Consider the following 16,154-nt stretch of genomic DNA (forward strand, 5'->3'; position numbering starts at 1 on the left):
AGTTGAACAAGCCTCTGTTGACGCTTTCACATACCTCGACCACGATCATCTGAACAGATCGAGTTACGCGGTTGTTGAAAATGCACGGTAGTTGAAATGCACTGCAGACGGAACGGTGGTCCACGATGACTGAACTGGTGTCGGGCGTAGCCCAGGCCAAGCCCTATGACCTCGATGATCGGTACCGGTCGGGATCGGGACCGGTGTTGCTGACCGGTGTTCAGGCAATTGCACGCGGCTTCGTCGAGCAGCACGTTCGCGACATTCGGGCAGGTAAGCGTATTGCCACCTTCGTGTCCGGTTACCAGGGCAGCCCGCTCGGCGGCGTCGACAAGATGCTTCACGGCATGCCGAAGGTACTCGCAGAACACGACATCACCTTCATCCCCGGCTTCAACGAGGAACTTGCTGCCACCGCGGTGTGGGGAAGCCAGACGGACCTCCCTGCAGGAACCGCGACCCATGACGGCGTGACCGGCGTCTGGTACGGCAAGGGCCCCGGCGTCGACCGCGCTACCGACACCATTCGCCACGCCAACATGTACGGCGTGAACCCCAAGGGCGGCGTCGTCCTCCTGGTGGGCGACGACCCGGCGTCGAAGTCATCTACGGTTCCTGCCGTCAGTGAGCGCTCGCTTGCTGCGATGGGTGTGCCGGTTCTGTTCCCGCGCAATGCCGAAGAGATCATCACGATGGGTATGCACGCTGTTGCACTCTCGCGTGTGTCCGGTTGTGTCGTGGCGCTCAAGATCGTCGCCGACGTCGCCGACGGCGCCTGGACGATCGACGGCAGCATCGCGGACTTCGACATCGTGGTTCCGGAGGTGCAGTTCGAGGGCAAGCCCTTCGTCTACAAGCAGCGTCAGATGGCCGCGCCGCCGGACAGCGTCATCGCCGAGGCCGATCTGTACGGCCCGCGATGGGATCTGGTGCACGCGTACGGAACTGCCAACAATCTCGACGTCATCGAGGTCAACCCGTCCGGTGCGAAGATCGGTATCGCGGCCACCGGGACAACTTTCGACTCCGTTCGCCAGGCGCTGGCAGACCTCGGTGTCGACGACGCCGCGCTGCACCGCGCGGGTATCCGCCTCCTCCGCATCGGCATGTGTTATCCCGTTGTGGGCGAGAAGGTTCGCGAGTTCGCCGAAGGTCTCGAGCAGATCGTCGTGGTCGAGGACAAGACCGCGTTCATCGAGGCGCAGATCCGGGAAGTCCTGTACGGCACCGACGATGCCCCACGCATCATCGGCAAGCGCGACGGCCAGGGCCGTCTGCTCATGCCTGCCAGTGGTGAGCTGACTGCAGGTCGGCTGCTGGCCCCATTGCGCCGCGTGCTCAAGCCGCACGTCGAGCTCAAGCGCACCCTCCCGGCGCCGCTGTCGCTGAACGTGCTCTCCGCCAAGCGAACCGCGTACTTCTGCAGCGGGTGCCCCCACAACCGTTCCACCGCTATCCCCGAGGGTTCCATCGGCGGCGGCGGAATCGGTTGCCACACACTCGTCACCATGTCCGGCCGTGAGGACAGCGCTGTCACCGGTCTGACGCAGATGGGCGGCGAGGGCAGCCAGTGGATCGGGCAGGCACCGTTCACCGACGTGCCTCACCTGTTCCAGAACATCGGCGACGGCACCTTCTTCCACTCGGGTCAGTTGGCTGTCCAGGCGTGCATCGCTGCAGGCGTGAACATCACCTACAAGTTGCTCTACAACGAGGTAGTGGCGATGACCGGTGCGCAGGACGCGGAAGGTGCCCTCTCCGTTGCTCAACTCAGCCACAAGCTGACCACCGAGGGCGTCAAGCAGATCATCATCTGCGCCGACGAGCCTTCGCGTCACAACAAGCGCGCACTGGCCAAGGGAACCAAGCTCTGGCACCGCGATCGCCTCGACGAGGCTCAGAAGGAGCTTCGCGAGATCAAGGGCGTCACAGTGCTGATCTACGACCAGCACTGTGCGGCCGACGCTCGTCGTCAGCGCAAGCGCGGCACGCTGCCCACTCGCAACACTCGCGTCGTCATCAACGAGGCAGTGTGCGAGGGGTGCGGTGACTGCGGCGTCAAGTCCAACTGCCTCTCGGTCCAGCCCGTGGACACCGAGTACGGCCGCAAGACGAAGATTGATCAGACGTCCTGCAACACCGACTACACCTGCATGGACGGCGATTGCCCGTCGTTCGTGACCGTCGAACTGGTACCGGGCAAGAAGGCTCCCAAGGCCGCACGTCCCGTCCCGCCGGTCGTCGCAGATCCTGATTTCGGCCCGCTGACAACCACGCAGAACGTCTTCCTGGCAGGCATCGGCGGCACCGGCATCGTGACCGTCAACCAGGTGCTCGCAACGGCGGCACTGCGCGCAGGCCTCGAGGTGGAGAGCCTTGACCAGATCGGACTGAGCCAGAAGGCCGGGCCCGTCGTCTCGCACCTGCGTTTCAGCTCCAGCGCGCTCGAGCCGTCCAACCGCCTCACCCCTGGCAGTGCGGATTGCATCGTCGCATTCGACCTGCTGACCGCGACGGACAACAAGAACCTCGACTACGGCAACTCCGAGAAGACGGTCTCCATCGCGTCGACGTCGCAGACGCCGACCGGAGACATGGTCTACGACAAGGCTGTTCGCTACCCAGAGGAGACTTCACTCCTCGCCCGCCTCGACAAGGTATCGCGCACCCTGCGTTCCTTCGACGCCCTCGCAGCGGCGCAGGAGCTGTTCGGTAACACCGCAGCTGCCAACTTCCTGCTGATCGGTGCGGCCTACCAGAGCGGCGGACTTCGTCTGCCGGCCGAGGCCATCGAAGAAGCGATCGGCATCAACGGCGTTGCCGTGGACGCGAACATCGCAGCATTCCGTTGGGGTCGCGCAGCAATTGCCGACACCGCTGCGTTCTCGGCCGTCACCACGCCGGCCAAGTCCGTCCGCGAACCCGTTGTCGCACCGGCTCACATGTTCGCCGGAACCACCTTCACCGGTGAAACCCTGCGACTGGTGGAACTGCGTGCTGCGCAGCTCATCGAGTTCCAGTCCGTCAAGATCGCCCAGCGTTACATCGATCAGGTCCAGGCAGTCTGGACTGCCGAGCGTGCCGCAACCGAGCGGACCGACTTCAGCGAAGCGGTTGCCCGCGGCCTGTTCAAGTTCACCGCGTACAAGGACGAGTACGAAGTTGCTCGTATGCTGGTCGACCCCGCTTTCATCGAAGACGTCAAGTCGCAGGTGCCGGCCGGGGAGAACCTGACCTACAAGCTCCACCCGCCGATCCTTCGAGTGATGGGCCGCAAGAAGAAGATCGGCCTCGGACCCAAGTCGCATGTTGCACTGAAGGTTCTGGCCAAGGGCAAGAAGCTTCGCGGCACCAAGCTCGACCCCTTCGGCTACATGCACGTCCGCAAGGTCGAGCGTGAACTGCTCGCCGAGTACGAGGCCATGATCGCTGATCTCTCTCGTACGCTCGGCACCGACGGATACGATCGCGCCGTCGAGATCGCGGCGCTGCCTGACGTGGTTCGTGGCTACGAGGACATCAAGCTCGGCAACATCGAGCTGTACAAGACTCGCCTGCGCGAACTCGGCGTCGGTGAGTAGGAGCGCCGGCGAGTAGCTCGAAGAAACTGTGCCCCAGCAACCGTTGTTGCTGGGGCACAGTTGTGTTCGGAGCCGAATCGTGCGTAGACAGGTTCAGGAGGGCGGGAACTGCCCGTCGGCAACCACGGCGCTTCCGTTCCACGTGAAGTTCACGATGTTCGGTCCTCCTTGGGGGCAGCAGAACGCGTCGTCGTCCAGCAGCCATCGGTATTGGACGGATACCGAATCCTTGTTGCTGTCGATGACGTGTGTGTATGAATACGGCTTACTGGTAGCCGTGCCCAGGTAGGTTCCGTCGCGGAAGAACAGAACGTGTGTCTGATACGTAGCATCGCCGACGCCGTCGCCGTCGACCGAAACCCAGAGCAGGTCAGGGCAATTACCGACCTGCTCCTCGCTCGAGGATGTCGGTATCCAGTTACCTCCGTTGACGTCGGTACCCAGCGTGCTGATGGCATCGGTGACGAGCGGAGAGCCGACGTCGAGACAGGGACCCGAAGCGGGGATTGCTGTCGTGGATGCGCTTGTGCGGGTGTCCGATTGTGGCGGGGGAGAACTCGCTACCGTCGTCTCGGATTCGCTTGCCGTCGAAGACGCCGCCGCCGAACTTGCTGTCGTTGAACTCGCCGCTTCAGGTGTTCCTTCGGTCGACCCGCAACCGGCGACCGTCAGGGCAGTGGCCGTCACCAGTGCAATGGCCGCGGCGACGACCGAAATCGGAGCTTTCCTGCGCATGCGTCCTCCAGAGAGTATGGGTTCACGTGTTCACGTCCCTCCTTCGTTCTGTCGCCGGGATATGCGCTTGCGTTATCGAACAACTGGTAACGATCGGCTATCAGGCTTCGGTGTCGACGACTTCTGAGGCGTCGTATCGCACGGATCCGGCAACCACGGTCATTGCGATCTCCGTGGTCAGGAGAGAATCGGCCCCTTCGGTGAACGGATCTTGTTTCAGCACGACAAAATCGGCTGATTTACCCCGAACCAGTTGGCCGGTCACATCTTCCCATCTGCACGAGTAGGCAGCGTCACGAGTTGCGTGGGCCAACGCATCCGCAAGGGGGAGGGCGTACTTCGGCAGATTGGGTGCCAGTGACGGATCGATTGCGGATCGGCGGGTGGTGGCGATGAACATGTTCGGCAGCGGCGGGTGAGGCGCCGTCGGAGCGTCGGAACCCAACGCCAGAATCGCTCCGGCCTCGGTGAATTCAGGCCAGGGGTACGCGCGATTCACGCGATAGTCGCCGAGCATCGCCTGCCAGTTCTCCTGAATCGCAGGGTCAGCGTGAACCGGTTGCATCGAGGCGATGATGCCCAGGCGGGCCAGCCGTTCGACGTTGTCTCGCGTGATGGACTCCAAGTGTTCCATTCGGTGCCTGCGGGGAATGTCTCCGTTGGCGGCGATCGCGTACTCGAGTGCAGTCAATCCGATTTCCGACGCCTCGTCGCCGATCGCGTGCATGGCGATCTGCAGGCCGGCGGCGTCAGCTGCGGTCACGACCGGGATCAAGGACTCCAGATCCCAGATGGGCTCGGCGTTGGTGCCGTTCGAGTAGGGTTCTTTCATTGCGGCAGTGCAGCTGTCGATCACTCCGTCGATGATGATCTTGATTCCGGCGATGCGGAGCCACGGCCCTTGGATGCGTTTGTGGAGTTCGGTGGCCTGGTGAACTTGCCGCACGTTGTCGGCCTCGTTGTCTTCGCGGGTCATCAGCCAGTGAGCCGCGACTCGTAGCGGGAGGGTGCCGTTCCCGGCGTCCAAAGCTCTTTCCAGCGCGGCCAATTCGTCCGCGCCGAGGGCCATGTCCACCGCACCGGTCACGCCGTCCTCGAGATAGTGGCGGAACGTGAGCGCGAGGGCGGCGTCCCGGTCCTCGTCCGAAGCGAGTTCCGCCAGTTTCGGCCAGACGTAGAGCATCATGGCCGTCTCGTACAGCATTCCGGTGGCTTCTCCGGTGTCCGGATCCCGGCCGATACGACCGCCGATCGGATCGGGAGTGTCCGCGTCGATGCCGAGTTCTCGCAGTGCTGCGGTGTTCACCCAGACCGAATGTACGTCGTTGGCGTCGAGGTACACCGGGCGATCGGGTACGACGGCGTCGATCATCTCTCGCGTGGGGTGCTCTCCGTTCAGCGCCGAGAACAACCAACTGCGACCCAACAGGCGCGGCGCGTCCGGGTTCGATTCCGCGAATTGCCGGATGCTGGACTGAATGTCGGCAAGATCGGTGGCATCGAGGAGATCGAGCTTCTGCAGCGCGAATCCCATCATGACCAAATGTGTATGGGCGTCGACAAAACCGGGGAGCACGACCGCACCTTCCAGGTCGACCACCTCGGCGTTGGGAGCCAGGATTTCGGCATAGACGGTCTGGCCCACGAACCTGAGCTGTTGGCCCTCGACGACTATCGATTCGGCCCACCCGTCCTCGGCGGCCGTGAAGATCTTTCCGTTTCGGTAGTGAGTGATGCTGTCATTCATGACTTCTACGTGATCCTTACGCGATGACGGTGGTAGTGATGGCGGCGCTGTGGTGACGATACGCACCCTCGGTACGTGCGGAGAGCCGCGATACCAAGGCGAACGGGACCAACAAGACGAAGCTGATCCCCGAGATGATGACTCCGAAGGTCGGATAGCCGAGGCTCGCAGTCACCGAAGTGCCGAACAACGGCGCAAACGCGGAACCGATGAGGTAGGTACCGAGCAGTGGGGCGGACCATCGGCCGGCGGCGTCGAGGGCCGCCGAGATGGCGACCAAGACGATGAACGTTGCCGCGTAGGTTGTGTTCCAGGCGATCACCAGGATGAGGTAGATCGTGGAATCGGTTGCGAGGCAAGCCGACAGCTTCAGAATTGCCCCGAGGATCAGGAGTGCCGAGATCGACACTGTCCGGCTGACGTGGGAACCCAGCGCGGTCAGGACAACTGCCGCGAGGACACCACCTGCCGTTGATGCGCTCAGCGCGAGCCCCATCTGTTGGTCCGAAAGTCCGGCGTGCTCCGAGCCCATGATGCCGAGTACTGCCCACAGTGAGTCCTCGCTGATCGCCCAGACGGCGAGCATCGCGAGGAAGGCGGTCCCGGCAAAAGTGAGTCGTTTCGCGCTGACCCCGGCGGGGAGAGTTGTGGTCGCCTTGGCGGACTTCGTCGCCTCCGGCGACTCTTTCACCGGGGATGACGGCAACCAGGTCACCGTCGCGGCGGTGGCAAGCGCCAGGACCGCGACGATGCCGAAGGCGTTGGTCATATGTGTGCCGAGGATGGGAATGAGAGCGAGGACCGCTGTGACGACGACCCGATTCACAAGTCCGCTGATGCTTGATACCCGGTCCGGGTTCGTGAGCGCTGCCAATGCCGCGCCACCGACGGATGCGGCGCCACCAGCGCCGACGCCGCCGATGATGATCGCCGCACACGCGATTGCCGTGGTCGGTGCGATGGCCGCGACGCCGAATGCAGCCGCCATCGCGATCAGACTGATGCGGCCGAGCAGGTGACGACGCGGACCCGATGCGATCCGCGTGGTGGCGAGGCAGGTGCCCGCGCAGACCAGCAGCGACGCGGTCAGGACGGCACCAGCGGCAGATTCGGTGACACCGAGGTCATCGACCATTGCCACGATCATCAATGGGATGAGGTTCGCGGTGATGAACCCCATGACGCCGATGCTGAAGACGGCAACACCGCGGTTGGTGGTGAGTGGAACCCGGTCTGACTTCGTATTCGCAGAAGCGTTGTTTGGCACTAGGGCAACCCCAAGTCCTGAAGGGGGTGGCGGAACCGACCCCTGATGGCGTGATGCGAGTCACTTAATGAATGTGATTCGTTAAGTATGGGGACGGCCGAGGGCTCGGTCAAGAGGTATAACGAATTTGATTCGTTAATTGTATGTTTCGGGATATCGACTCTCCAAAGTGGCGTCACCGGTCTGTTTCTTGTTGCGAGGCTTATGCTTCCGCAATGGCTGAGATCGAGGAACGAACCCGCTACTTCGAGCGCTACGTCACTTTCATCGACGCGATAGTTGCCATCGCGATCACGCTGCTCGTCCTGCCGTTGGTCGAATTGACCAGCGACCACCACGGCACCACGTCCGAGCTGCTGCGCGAGCACGCGGCGCAATTCTGCTCCTTCGCCCTGAGCTTTCTGGTGATCTTCCGGCTGTGGTGGTCGCAGCATCGACTACTTCGTTTTGTGATCGACGGGGACAAGGTGGTCGTGCGCGGGCTGGGGTTGTGGGTACTGACGATCGTGTTCTTGCCCTTCCCGACGGCGCTGGTTGCAGCGCCGTCTCAGGACCTGGGAACCAGGGCTCTCTACATCGGGACGATGGCCGCCAGCGCTGCGTGCCTGGCGGTGGTCGCGTGGGGTCTGGTCCGCAACCCGTCGTTGAGCGAAGAGAGTGCACAGCCGCACTTCACGGCCGAGATCGTCACCGTCCTGATAATGCTGGTGGCACTGCTCGTCAGTGTGTTTGTCCCGGTGACGTCGTACTTCCCGTTGCTTCTTCTCCTCTTGTCGACCCCGATCGAAAAGCTGTGGGATCGAGTGGCGGTGAAATCGAGAGGCGGTGAAATCGAGAGGCGGCGAAGGTGAAATGAGCTAGTCGGCGCGCGCGGTCATCGCGGATTTCTTCGCCTTGTTTCCGCAGATGTTCATCGAGCACCAGCGTCGGTTGTTGCCGCGACTGGTATCGACGTAGAGGCCGGTGCACCCGTCGCCTTGACATGCTTTGACGCGGTCACGGTCGGGACCACCCAGTATCGCGATCGCGTCGGCTGCCACGATCGACAGGGCGTCGCGGACCGGATTGTCTCCGGTCGATTTCCAGAGGGCTCGGCCGCCGTAAAGGGTGAGGTGGGCGCTGCCGAGTTCGGATGCGGTGTTGACGATCGCGACATCGGCGCGTGAAGCCTGGCGGTTCTCGCACACGGCGGTTCCAATGCGATGAATGGACTCACGTAAATCCTGCGCGTCGTGGAGGTCGTCTGTCGTTGCTCTTGCCGCGGTGTTCATCAGATCGTTGGCGCGCAACCATAATTCGACCCGCTGCGGACTCGTGAGTCGCTCGAACCTCGAGCCGTTTCGATTGGTGAGGGTGGCGGTGAAGCGGAACGCGAGCGTGTCGTTGTCGAGTCGAAAGACGTCCCGAGCGGATTCATCAGCTCCTGCTTCGTTCACTTTCGCCCTCCTTTGTGGTGAACCATCTCAACCGGTTCGACACCAACTGTACCTGTATGAGAGTGTTCAACCGTCTTAGATGGTTCAACACTTTCGAGAGGGAATTCCATGACTTCTGTTTCCGTGGTCGGTTTGGGCGCGATGGGTCGTCCCATCGCTCGAAATCTGATGGGCGCAGGGTTCGACGTGACGGTGTGGAATCGCAGCCCTGAAGCGGTAACCGAACTGGTCGAGGAAGGGGCGACCGGCGCGAAAACCGTTGCCGAGGCATTCGAGTCCGGTGTGGTGCTGTCGATGTTGGCGGATGATTCGGCCGTGTCTGCGGCCATTCTGGATCCCGCCGTACTCTCATCCGTTCCGAGTGGAACCGTGCACGTCAACATGGCCACCGTCAGCGTCGATCTTGCCAAGCGTGCCGCCGCAATGCACGCCGAGCACGGCATCGGTTACATCGCGGCGCCGGTGTTCGGACGCGTTTCTGTTGCTCAGGCTGGTCAGTTGAACATCATCGCCGGTGGCGACAGTGCCCTTCTCGAGCGAGTGCAGCCGTTCTTCGACGTCATCGGGGCTCGCACCTGGCCACAAGGTGAGCGTCCGGAGCAGGCCAACATCGTCAAGATCATCGGCAACTACCTCATCCTCTCCGCGATTCAATCCTTGGGTGAGGCAATCACATTGGGGGAGAGGTCAGGTGTGGACGCAAGCCAACTCGTAGAACTGCTGACCTCCACGATCTTCCCGGGGCCGGTTTACTCCAGCTACGGAAACCTCGTCGCGACGCGTCAGTACGAGCCTGCGGGATTCACCACCGCTCTGGGCTTCAAGGATCTGAAGCTTGCGCTCGACGCCGCCGACAGCGTCAATCTGGATTTGCCGTTCGGTGGCGTACTTCGGGGCGTGCTCACTCAGGCTCTGGCGAACGGTCAGGGCGAGATGGACTGGGCGTCGATTGCAGAACTGGTCCGTTCCGGCCAGTCGGGCGAAGGCAGTCCCGAAACACCGACGAGGTGAGCGCGACTTCGGACGGGACTGTGACTTCGGACGGGACTGCGACTTCGGCACTGGCGGAGACCGATTCCGTCCGGACACTACCGCTTTCGGGGTTGTCGGCACTCGCAACGGCAGGTTTCATCGCGATCACAACCGAAACCATGCCGGCCGGACTACTGGTGCAGATCGGGTCAGGACTGTCCGTATCTGTCTCCGGCGCCGGGCAATTGGTCACTGCATACGCCTTGGGCTCTGTCGTCGGGGCTGTACCGCTGATCGCAGTGACGCGGGGATTGCGACGGCGCGCGGTCCTGGTGTCGGCGATTGTAGGGTTCGGTGTCTTCAATCTGGTGACAGCGCTGTCGTCGAATCTTGTTCTCACCTTGGGTGTTCGGTTTCTGGCGGGCATGGCGGCAGGTGTGGTGTGGGGATTGCTTGCCGGGTACGCACGTAGGATGGCGCCCCCTGACCTGCAGGGGCGGGCCGTTGCGGTTGCCTCAGTCGGACAGCCGATTGCGTTGGCAATCGGCGTTCCGATGGGGGCGTGGCTCGGGACCTTGGCCGATTGGCGCGTCGTCTTCGCCTTGATGTCGGGTTCTGCGCTACTTCTGGTGGTGTGGATACTCGCAGTGATGCCGGACTTTCCCGGGCAACAAGCGGATCGGCGGCTGTCGGTGCGGAAAGTCCTGGTCTTGCCGGGCGTACGACCGATTCTCCTTGTCGCGTTCTTGTGGATCCTCGCGCACAACATTGTGTACACGTATCTGGCGGCGTTCCTGGATCGCATCGATTTCGGCGATCGGTTGGGAATCGTCTTGTTCGTGTTCGGACTTTTCGCCTTCGTGGGCATCGGTGTGGTCGGGGTGCTCGTCGACCGGGCGCTTCGAAGCCTCACCGTGTTGAGCTTGGTGGTCTTTGCCGCAGCTTTGACGGCCTTGGGTGTCGGCGGCGCGAACTTCGCAGTGATCGCACTCAGCGTTGCAGTATGGGGTGTGGCATTCGGAGGCGCTCCCACTCTCCTTCAGACTGCGCTCGCGGAAACGACGGGTGACGCGGTGGACACTGCACAATCGGTTTTCGTGACGATCTTCAATTCGGCGATCGCAGCGGGTGGCGTCGTCGGCGGCCTGATCTTGGCGAACAGGGGTGCGGGAGCGTTGCCCTTGGTGGCGCTGGTGCTCATCGTGGTCGGTGTTCTTGTGGCCAGTATCCGACAAATCGGACATCGCTTGTGATTCACTTCACGCATGCGGAAGTCATTGTCGGTGGTTGCGCTGGTTGCTGCTTGGTTTGTCGCAGGGGCGATGCCTGCGGGGGCGGCGGATGCGAACTGGTCCGGTGATTACTCGCTCAAGCGCTTCGCCGCGACCAAGACGGGTACAAGTCTGGCCGCCGGCCAATGGGAGCCGGATTTCTCCGATACGTACACGTTCGAGACGGACTGCTCGGGCGGAGTGTGTGTTGCCACTGTGGTGGGCGGGCCGGCTCCCGCCAATCCGACTCTGCCGCAGCCGGCGCAATACACCTGGGACGGAACCAGTTGGGTGCACCCCTATGACTGGGAGTGGGATTGCTACCAGGGTGAGGGTGTACCCAAGGTGTGGGCGCCGGCACACTCGGACGCGTACTACACACCTCAGCCCGATGGCAGCCTGAAGGGTTCGTGGCGTACCGACATCAAGAGTGGTCCCTGCGAGGGGTCGGTGATCATGCACATCGAGGCGTACCCGGTCGGTCGATCTACCGGATCTTTCGGTAGTTGAGAACGATCTTCGTCCCGAGTGTGTTGAAACAAATCTGAGCCCACGGGAATTGATCGAGCCCCATGCACGTTAATTGAGTCAGTAACGCTCAACTTTCTGCAAGGAGGCTTCGGAATGCCAGCATTCTTCGGGCCCGAGGGTCCCGGTCGCATCGATATTTCCCGGCTCATGAGCAGGGCCACCCAGCAACTCATGGCTGACGCTGCACGCGTAGCGGCTGCTCGCGGTGATTCGGATCTCGATGCACTGCACGTTCTCCGCGTCATGGCGGAGCAGGATCCGGTCCGCACGCTCATGCAGCGCGCCGGAGCCGACCCGAAATCCGTGGTCGACGCCGTCGACCTGCGACTGCCACAAGGCCGTGAGCAGGGTGCATACTCAGCTCCCGCGCTCAGCAGCGCCGTCAAAACTGCTTTACTCGAGGCACATCAACTGGCCCGAGCCCTGGGATCGACGTACATCGACCCCGAACATCTCTTCATCGCACTGGCCGGTGACCCCGATCATGTCCCGGGTCGCCTGCTCGCTTCCGCCGGTATCACGCCGGAGAAGCTGCAGGCCGCTGTTCAGAATCCCGCGGCCGGTCCAGTGGAGGACGAGTCCACCACTCCGACGCTCGACAAGTACGGCGTCGATCTCACCGATCGGGCTCGCAACGGCGGTGTCGATCCGGTGATCGGCCGCGCCGACGAGATCGAACAGACCATCGAGATCCTCTCCCGCCGTACCAAGAACAACCCGGTCCTGGTGGGTGAGGCCGGCGTCGGCAAGACTGCCATCGTCGAAGGGCTGGCCCAGCGCATCGTCGACGGGGACGTCCCGGAATCGTTGGTGGGCAAGAAGATCGTCCAGCTCGAACTGTCGAGCATGGTTTCGGGTACCCGCTACCGCGGTGACTTCGAGGAACGGCTGACCAAGGTGATCGACGAGATCACCGCACACAAGGACGAGCTGATCGTCTTCATCGACGAGATGCACACCATCGCCGGTGCAGGCGGCGGTGCCGAAGGCGCGATGGATGCCGGAAACATCCTCAAGCCCAAGCTCGCTCGCGGTGAACTGCACATCGTCGGCGCCACCACGCTCGACGAATACCGCAAGAACATCGAGAAGGATCCCGCGCTCGAGCGGCGCTTCCAGCCCGTACAGGTCGGAGAGCCGTCGATCGAGGACGCGATCGCCATCTTGAGCGGACTGCGCAGTCGCTACGAGGATCACCACAAGGTGCACTACACCGACGAGGCGATCACCGCTGCGGTGGAATTGTCGGCACGGTACATCGGCGACAGGTTCTTGCCGGACAAGGCAATCGACCTGATCGACCAGGCCGGTGCCAGGCTCCGTTTAAGGACGGCCACCGTAGACACCGCTGCCCTGCAGCAGCGTCTCGAGCAGCTCGAGAGCGACAAGGAAAAAGCCGTCGCCGACGAGTTGTACGAGAAGGCGTCTACCCTGCGTGACGAGATCAACGGCGTCGCAAAGCGTCTCGAGAAGGCAGGATCCTCGGTTCCTTCCGAGGAAACTCCGGACGTGACCGCTCAGCAGATCGCCGAGGTTGTCGCTCGCGCCACGGGTATTCCGGCCAGCCAGATGACTCAGGCAGAGAAGGATCGCCTGCGCCGTCTGGAGGAGGAACTGCACGGTCGGGTCATCGGACAAGATGATGCCGTTCGCGCCATCGCTCGTGCGGTGCGTCGTAGCCGGACAGGTATGAGCGATCCTGATCGCCCCGTCGGCAGCTTCCTGTTCCTCGGACCTACCGGTGTCGGTAAGACGGAGCTCGCAAAAGCTCTGGCTGCCACACTCTTCGGTGACGAGAACAAGATGTTGCGCTTCGACATGAGTGAGTTCGGGGAACGCCACACGGTCAGCCGATTGGTCGGTGCTCCTCCCGGATACGTCGGCTACGGCGAGGCCGGGCAGCTCACGGAACAGGTGCGTCGTAACCCGTACTCGGTGGTCCTGCTCGACGAGATCGAGAAGGCACACCCGGACGTGTTCAACAACTTGCTCCAGGTGCTCGACGACGGGCGTCTGACCGACGGCCAGGGTCGCACGGTGGACTTCAAGAACACCGTCGTGATCATGACCAGCAACCTCGGCTCGGACATCATCTCGAGCAAGTCCGGTGGACTCGGCTTCACCACGGGTGATGCAGAGTCGGCGGAGAAGCCACTGCGCGACCGCGTGATGGCCAGGTTGCGCGAATCGATGCGGCCGGAGTTCCTCAACCGCATCGACGAGATCGTGATCTTCCGCAAGCTCGACACCGAGCAACTGCACCGGATCACTGATCTGTTGCTTGACGACAGCCGGAAGCGGTTGCAGTCGAAGGGCATCGACATCGAGTTCACCGCCGACGCGGTGGACTGGATCGCCGAGCACGGGCACCAGCCCGAGTTCGGGGCTCGCCCGTTGCGCCGCTCGATCCAGCGAGTGGTCGACGACAAGATCGCCGACATGCTGCTCGACGATCTCCTCGAAGAGGGAGGCAGCATCACCGTCGCGGTTGACGAGGGTGAGTTGGTGTTCAGCTAGGGGCACAGCCCCAGTGAGCGGTTAGGGAGTCTCTGGGCTCCTTAACCGCTCACAGGCGCGCAGCGCCCAAAATCTCCGCCGCCAGAGCGTCGTTGTGCCGGAAGAACCCTGCATTGGTGCGCGGGCGAGGGAACGCCGCCGACCAGTTGTGTCCGGCAACCCACGGCCCGGCAGCAAAGCGACGGGGATGAGCAGTGTTGTCCTGATGAAGAATTCGTGATGTTCCGTCGACGGCGAGCTTCGCCGAACTGTCGGCGGTGGCACGTAGTTCGACTGCCTCGCCCCGACCGTGAAGTGTCCGCAGGAGCGAGTCACCGCTCGCGCTGATGGAAGCGACCGGCAAGCGCGCCTCGACGAGGGTGTTCGCGGCCACGATATCGGTGTGCGACGCACTGCGAGCGACAAAGATCCCTGCTCCCGTTGCCGGGTCGATCTCGGTGGAGAACACCGAATCCGGCCCGAGGAACTGGACGATGCCGGCCTCGTTGAGGGCGACCAACTGTTCCAGACGCTCGGGCGGCGGACCACTGGCAATGAAGCTGAAGAACGAATGTAGCCAACCCTCGACGTCCTTGGCTACGGATTCGGCCGGGATTCTGCCGCGCCGCAACAATTCTCCGACGGTCATGTACGTCGACAGCAGCGCCGAGAAGACAGCTGCGTCGGCGCTGAAATACGGGTCCGACCGGCGTACGACGTCTGCCGAGATGTATTCGGTGATCCGAGATTGGACCTCGGCAAGTCCGTCGTAGCGCTCACCGCCGAGTGGGCGGTTGAGCCGTTCGAGATCGATACGGTCTTCCGGCTTCGGGACCGCGTTCTCGACCAGTTCCTGCAATCGAGGCGATCCCCAAGCCAGCGAGGCGAATTCGGCGTCGAACTCCTCCCAGGTGCCCACCGTCCGGTCCGGGTGCGAGGCGAACAGTTCGTGATAGTGGGCGCCTGCCAGTTCTTTCGACGCGAGCGGCCAGATGTCGTTTCGGAAATCCAAAGGCCCGTCGCCGGGAACAAGATCAGCGGTGAAGAACCGCGGTAGCGGTGGCCGGGCGTCAGCGATCGAGTAAGAGATCTTGGAGTGATACGGCACGCCGCGACGAGATCCGGCATACAACAGTGGTTCCCGACCCGAGGGAGCGTAGGTGAGGGCGCCGTCGTCACCGCGTTCGAAAATGCCGCCGCGGCTCTCGGCGAGCAGAACCATCCAGTCGATGAAAGCCAAACCGAGTCCGGCGATCAGTACCGGCTCGCCTGCTGGAATGACATCGGCATCGAGGTCGGCGGTGTATCCCGGACCTACATAGGTCAACCCGTGCTCCGACGCGAAGCCGCTCAGTGAGGTTTCGCGCGGAGCAGCCAGCGCATCCGGGTGCCCCTGTGCAAGAAGGACGGCCGTCGCCTCGATGACAACGCCGTCGTCCAGATGAACATTTTGTATTTCGCCCACGTTCACGATGTCGACCACGGATCGTCGATGAACCCGAACATCGACGTGCGCTGGTGCGGAGTCGACCGCGGTCTGGAACACCCAGTTCAGGTACCGGCTCTGCAATGACCTCGATGCAAACGACGACGGCGTGACGGTCGGCACTTCTGCCGCGATTTCAGGGAAGTGGGCAAGCTCTGCCGAGTTTTCGGCGACCCATTCCGCGAGCGTCGGACCCGGCAGTACCGGACCGGTCACTGCGGTGGTCTCGTCGGTGAACATGGTGACGTCTGCGGTCGTCGAATTCATCCACAGGAGCGGCGCCTGGCTGCCTCGCCAAATACGGCCGGCACCTGCCGGATACGGGTCGACGACATGAATGTCGATCGGTGTGGGATCGGCGTCCACCGATTCGTGAGCGAGGATCCGCTCGAGTACGCCGGTACCGCGGGGACCACCGCCCACGATCACGATGACAGTTGCTGTCCCCACTGAGGTACGGGGTCGATCGCCGGGCACGAGTCCTCCATCGGACCTGGCAGAAAGCACCCGCACCTCAGCTGAGGGGGTTGCTGCGACGTCACGGAGCCAGGACTCTCGATCGCTCTGGATGGTTAGTCCAGCTTATCTTCGGAGAATCGTGAGGCAAGGAATTCCGGACATCAGATCAGCGT

The 16,154-nt window shown here is 62.6% G+C and carries 11 protein-coding genes; 6 read left to right on the forward strand and 5 right to left on the reverse strand.

Annotated features, from left to right (window positions below):
- Positions 1–125: 125 nt before the first annotated feature.
- The gene (locus tag ACFWAD_RS09270; protein ID WP_378543065.1) at positions 126–3,581 is read left to right on the forward strand and encodes an indolepyruvate ferredoxin oxidoreductase family protein; all 3,456 of its coding nucleotides are present in this window, start codon (positions 126–128) and stop codon (positions 3,579–3,581) included.
- 93 nt (positions 3,582–3,674) lie between these two features.
- Here the strand turns inward: ACFWAD_RS09270 and ACFWAD_RS09275 are convergent, their stop codons facing one another.
- The 3 genes from ACFWAD_RS09275 to ACFWAD_RS09285 form a co-directional block, all read right to left on the reverse strand.
- A complete protein-coding gene (locus ACFWAD_RS09275; protein ID WP_378543067.1) occupies positions 3,675–4,316 on the reverse strand; it encodes an LppP/LprE family lipoprotein in 642 nt (213 codons plus the stop codon).
- Positions 4,317–4,416: 100 nt separating this feature from the next.
- Positions 4,417–6,063, reverse strand: coding sequence for an amidohydrolase (locus tag ACFWAD_RS09280; RefSeq protein WP_378543069.1), 1,647 nt, complete (start codon positions 6,061–6,063; stop codon positions 4,417–4,419).
- 16 nt (positions 6,064–6,079) lie between these two features.
- The gene (locus tag ACFWAD_RS09285; RefSeq protein WP_378543071.1) at positions 6,080–7,330 is read right to left on the reverse strand and encodes an MFS transporter; all 1,251 of its coding nucleotides are present in this window, start codon (positions 7,328–7,330) and stop codon (positions 6,080–6,082) included.
- Between the two features lie 215 nt (positions 7,331–7,545).
- Between ACFWAD_RS09285 and ACFWAD_RS09290 the strand changes: the two genes are divergently transcribed.
- Positions 7,546–8,181 (forward strand): TMEM175 family protein, encoded by a 636-nt coding sequence (locus ACFWAD_RS09290; RefSeq protein ID WP_378543073.1) that lies wholly within the window; start codon positions 7,546–7,548, stop codon positions 8,179–8,181.
- 6 nt (positions 8,182–8,187) lie between these two features.
- On the opposite strand, the gene ACFWAD_RS09295 is transcribed toward ACFWAD_RS09290, so the two are convergent.
- Positions 8,188–8,766, reverse strand: a complete 579-nt coding sequence (locus ACFWAD_RS09295; RefSeq protein ID WP_378543075.1) for a CGNR zinc finger domain-containing protein — start codon at positions 8,764–8,766, stop codon at positions 8,188–8,190.
- A 108-nt stretch (positions 8,767–8,874) separates the two neighbouring features.
- On the opposite strand from ACFWAD_RS09295, the gene ACFWAD_RS09300 reads away from it, so the two are divergent.
- From ACFWAD_RS09300 to ACFWAD_RS09315, 4 genes are all read left to right on the forward strand, one after another.
- Positions 8,875–9,777 carry an NAD(P)-dependent oxidoreductase gene (locus tag ACFWAD_RS09300; protein ID WP_378543077.1) on the forward strand — a complete coding sequence of 301 codons (903 nt, stop codon included), beginning with the start codon at positions 8,875–8,877 and terminating at the stop codon, positions 9,775–9,777.
- Between the two features lie 20 nt (positions 9,778–9,797).
- Positions 9,798–10,991: an MFS transporter gene (locus tag ACFWAD_RS09305; RefSeq protein WP_378543079.1), complete on the forward strand. Its 1,194-nt coding sequence runs from the start codon at positions 9,798–9,800 to the stop codon at positions 10,989–10,991.
- Between the two features lie 12 nt (positions 10,992–11,003).
- Positions 11,004–11,519, forward strand: coding sequence for a hypothetical protein (locus ACFWAD_RS09310; protein ID WP_378543081.1), 516 nt, complete (start codon positions 11,004–11,006; stop codon positions 11,517–11,519).
- A 114-nt stretch (positions 11,520–11,633) separates the two neighbouring features.
- A complete protein-coding gene (locus tag ACFWAD_RS09315; RefSeq protein ID WP_378543083.1) occupies positions 11,634–14,057 on the forward strand; it encodes an ATP-dependent Clp protease ATP-binding subunit in 2,424 nt (807 codons plus the stop codon).
- Between the two features lie 49 nt (positions 14,058–14,106).
- Here the strand turns inward: ACFWAD_RS09315 and ACFWAD_RS09320 are convergent, their stop codons facing one another.
- Positions 14,107–15,999 carry an FAD/NAD(P)-binding protein gene (locus ACFWAD_RS09320; RefSeq protein WP_378543085.1) on the reverse strand — a complete coding sequence of 631 codons (1,893 nt, stop codon included), beginning with the start codon at positions 15,997–15,999 and terminating at the stop codon, positions 14,107–14,109.
- Positions 16,000–16,154: the final 155 nt, after the last annotated feature.

The sequence above is a fragment of the Rhodococcus sp. NPDC059969 genome (assembly GCF_042738325.1).
Classification (GTDB): domain Bacteria; phylum Actinomycetota; class Actinomycetes; order Mycobacteriales; family Mycobacteriaceae; genus Rhodococcus_F.